The organism is Fluviicola sp., assembly GCF_030151805.1.
Classification (GTDB): Bacteria; Bacteroidota; Bacteroidia; order Flavobacteriales_D; family Crocinitomicaceae; genus Fluviicola.
Genome location: NZ_JASLCN010000357.1, coordinates 1 through 4,132, shown reverse-complemented (window position 1 = coordinate 4,132; position 4,132 = coordinate 1). Strand labels below are relative to the sequence as shown.

Sequence of the window (4,132 nt, the reverse complement as noted above, 5' to 3'; positions counted from 1 at the left end):
GTACAACAATCCGCAATCAATTCCCCGTGCATCCGGAGAATCTTTGTGAGCGATTTCGTAATTGGTTTTTGCCAATCGGCCGTGATTTTTCAAATCAGTTAAAACTCCTTTGTTTTCGATTTCTACCAATCCAATGATGATCGGGTTCTCTGTCAGATTCATCGTAATGGCTTCTACCAAATGATCCAATTTGACGTGATATCTCTCAGAAGTCCATTTCAATTTCCCGGCAGGAAGGAATTCTTCGTCAATCACATTCGGATCGTCAATGGTATCAAACAAATTCTCTACGTTGTAAGAAACAATTGCACGTTTGTGAAATGTCTTCAGCGAATTTTTGGATTCTTTTTGTCCGTAAACTCCAACCGAAGAAATGAACAATGCGAATGAGAAGAAAAGGATCTTTTTCATGAAACTCTATGTGTTTTTAATATTCTAAATTGAATTGGTCTAGTTCTAGCAAACATGAAGCCAATAAATCAATACTTGCCTGAATGTCTTCTTTGTGTGCCATTTCTATCACCTGGTGTAAATGTCTGGTCGGAATGGAAACTGCTCCTGCAATGGATCCACCTGGTGACATGCGTTGAATTCCTGCTGTATCTGTTCCGCCAGCAGTCAGAATTTCTGGCTGCCATTTAATTTGATTGCGGTCTGCAACCTGTTTCATATAGCGAACCATTCTCGGATCACAAATCGTTGAAGCATCCATAATTTTAATGGCTGTTCCTTCACCCAATTTGGTAATCTGTTCATGCGCTGCAGCTCCCGGCAAATCGAAGGCAATGGTTGTATCCAAACCAAATCCGAAATATGGTTTGATATTCAAACTCGCCACATTTGCTCCGCGGATTCCTACTTCTTCCTGAACGGTGAAAACCATGTAAACATCATTCGGAAGTTCTTTTCCTTTTAACACCTTCAACACTTCAATAGCGATGAATACTGCCAAGCGGTTATCCAGTGATTTGCAATTGAAACAGTCGCCCATTTCGATGAATTCCCGTTCTCTTGTAATTGCATCACCGATCGAAACAAGTTCTTTTACTTTTTCAGCAGGCAAACCCGTATCTACAAAATAATCGGAAAGTTTCGCCACTTTGTTCCGCTCATCCTGGGTCATCACATGAATTGGTTTCGAAGCCATTACTCCGATGACATCTTCTTTTCCATGGATAATCACCCGTTGAGCTGTCAACGTTTTCGGATCGAATCCGCCCAAAGTTGTGAAACGAATAAATCCTTTATCATCAATATGTGTCACCATGAATCCGATTTCATCCATATGCGCTCCAACCATCACGGATTGGTCAGACTTTCCTCTTCGGATAGCGTATACGTTCCCCATGTTGTCTACTTCGATCTCATCACAAAGCGACTCAATTTCACGCAGAACAACTTTTCTTACACGGTCTTCATGTCCCGGAGCACCAGGCGTTTTACATATTTCTGCTAAGAGTTTTTTATTCATTTGAAGGATTTTGCTTCAAAAGTAATAGAAATCTGAGTGCTTGTCCACATTCTTCGATGTTAAAGAATCGGGAAGCGAATGTTAAATCTCTCCTTATTCAGTGAAAATATCCGGTCATTTGCTCCCTTTCAAACGAAAATTACTATGCATGCTTGCTAATTCGATTACGTTAAATGAGCGATCAAAACCCACATATAAAAACTCCGTTTCAACTTGAATACCAGCTATCATAGACAGATACAAGCCTTATCCTCAGATGAGTAATCCGTCGTACAGTATCCGATCTATGTTAAAATCAGCACCTATTAAATAAAACAATTAAATTTGTTCTATTAACCCGATTCTAAGAGAATCTTAAAACTCAAACTATGAAGAGAATTTTACTTAGTTTATCTCTGCTAACACTCACTTTACAAGCCAACTCACAAACTCAGATTGGAAATAGCAACTTTGAAGCCTGGGACAATGTTGGGCAAGATGAAGTTGAGCCTACAAACTGGAATAGCTTTATGAATGCTACGACTACTTTTTGGACGAGTCTTGCTAAAGCAAAACAGCTTGATCGTACTACAGACATAAGACCAGGAAGTACCGGTACATATTCAGTTAAAATATATTCCAGAAGCGTTGCAGGTGTTGTGGCTAATGGAAATATTACTTTAGGGAAAATTAATGCAGGGTCTATTACGGCAACTGATCCAGCCAATTATAATTCCACGATTACAGGAGATAATGACTATTCCGAAAGTTTTAATGATACACCGGATTCCATTGTTGTATGGGTAAAGTACATTCCCGCGAATATTTCTGCCGGGCATCAGGCACGAATAAGTTCTATGATTCATACGAATGTTGGTTTTAAAGACCCGAATGATACATTAAGTACAACTACACTAAAGGCAAAGGCTACGTCAGCTATATCTTATACAGGTGGAAACTGGCAAAGAATTGCTCTCAAATTTACAGATGTAAACGCATCTTTGACTTCTTCTTACATCCTTGTTACTTTTGCGACCAATAAAACTCCTGGTGGAGGAAGTGCAAATGATCAATTATTCATTGATGATCTGCAATTGGTTTATATCCCTAAAGCAAGCTTTACAGCTAGCGGAGCATCTGTTTGTGAAGGTGGTTCTTTGAATTTCACAAACACTTCTACAAACTATCCTGCAACTTACTCCTGGAATTTCGGAGATGGTACTGCTGCCGTTACTACTGCAAACGCAAGCCATACATTTGCTACTGCCGGTACATATAACGTTGTTTTAACAGCTACAAATCAGTGGGGATCTAAGGCATCCAGTCCGTTTGTTGTAACAGTAAATAACCAATTAGATGCAACATTCAGCTACAGCAATGCGACTTATTGTTCCAATGCAGGGAATCAAACTCCAACAGTTGTTGATGCAGGAACATTTACAGCAACACCTGCAGGTTTATCTATCAATTCTACAACCGGAGTTGTTGATTTGGCAGCAAGTACAACAGGAACTTATACGGTTACAAACACCGCTTCAGGTGCATGTCCTGACACAAAGACAACAAGTATTACAATCAATCCTGCTGCAAACTCTTCATTTAATTACCCATCTAACACGATTTGTATCTCTGACGGTGATCAAACACCAACAACGGCTGAAGCTGGAACATTCAGTTCTTCTCCGGCTGGTTTAGCGTTTGTTAGTACAACAACAGGAGTAATTGATGTCAGTAATAGTACTGCAGGAACGTATACGATTACGCATTCCGTAGCAGGAACTTGTCCTTCTACAACAAACGTTAACGTAACGCTTACATCTACACCGGATGCATCATTTACGTATGCTCAGGGAGCTTATTGTGCTGACGCTACTGATCCTGCACCGGTTTTCGGAACAGGAGCAAGTGGTGGAGTGTTCTCTGCATCACCAAGTGGATTGAGTATTAATTCTAATTCCGGGTTGATCGATTTGTCCGCATCTACCGCAGGAACATATACTGTTACAAATGATATCGCTGCTGTTGGAACTTGTGCCGCATCTTCGGAAGTATTCACGGTGGTGGTAAATGCATTGCCAAATGTAACTTTAGCTGCACTTACTGATGTGTGTATCTACCACAATGCTTTCACGTTGACAGGTGGAGCACCCGCTGGAGGAACTTATTCAGGAACAGGAGTTACTGCTGGTTCATTCGACCCGGCAACAGCAGGATTGGGAACAAAGACCATTACTTACTCTTACACAGATCCAAACAACTGTTCCAACACAGCAACAAATACCATTTTGGTTGATGATTGTTTAGGGTTGGAGGACAACAAACTTTCAGCTGTTGCTGTTTATCCGAACCCAACGGATGGAAAATTGACTTTGTCTGGTCTTTCTGAGGAAACAGCATTTAAAGTGATCTCTGTTTCAGGACAAGTAGTAGTGAATGGAAAAGTTTCAAGCACTGCTGATACAGTTGATTTGTCTGCATTTGAAAACGGTATTTATGTTCTTCAATTAACTCAGGGACAAGCGATTCAAACAATTCGCATTATTAAGAAATAATAATTTCATACCTTTGTCGTGCAACCACCATTCTTAATCAGGATGGTGGTTCACTTTTTAATACTGCATTTATGAAATACTTGCTATCCATCTTATTACTGACAACTTCTTCTTTCTTATTTGCTCAAAC

Annotated in this window: 2 protein-coding genes and 1 pseudogene; 1 reads left to right on the top strand and 2 read right to left on the bottom strand. The window is 40.1% G+C overall.

Translation table 11 applies throughout. From position 1 onward, the window contains the following. Both Q1V93_RS13590 and Q1V93_RS13585 read right to left on the bottom strand, forming a co-directional pair. Positions 1 to 411: pseudogene (locus tag Q1V93_RS13590) on the bottom strand (endonuclease/exonuclease/phosphatase family protein); the annotation flags it as partial. A gap of 16 nt (positions 412 to 427) precedes the next feature. After that, a complete protein-coding gene (locus tag Q1V93_RS13585; protein WP_300665433.1) occupies positions 428 to 1,471 on the bottom strand; it encodes a M42 family metallopeptidase in 1,044 nt (347 codons plus the stop codon). A 368-nt stretch (positions 1,472 to 1,839) separates the two neighbouring features. Between Q1V93_RS13585 and Q1V93_RS13580 the strand changes: the two genes are divergently transcribed. Continuing rightward, a complete protein-coding gene (locus Q1V93_RS13580) occupies positions 1,840 to 4,002 on the top strand; it encodes a T9SS type A sorting domain-containing protein (protein WP_300665432.1) in 2,163 nt (720 codons plus the stop codon). Positions 4,003 to 4,132 lie beyond the last annotated feature (130 nt).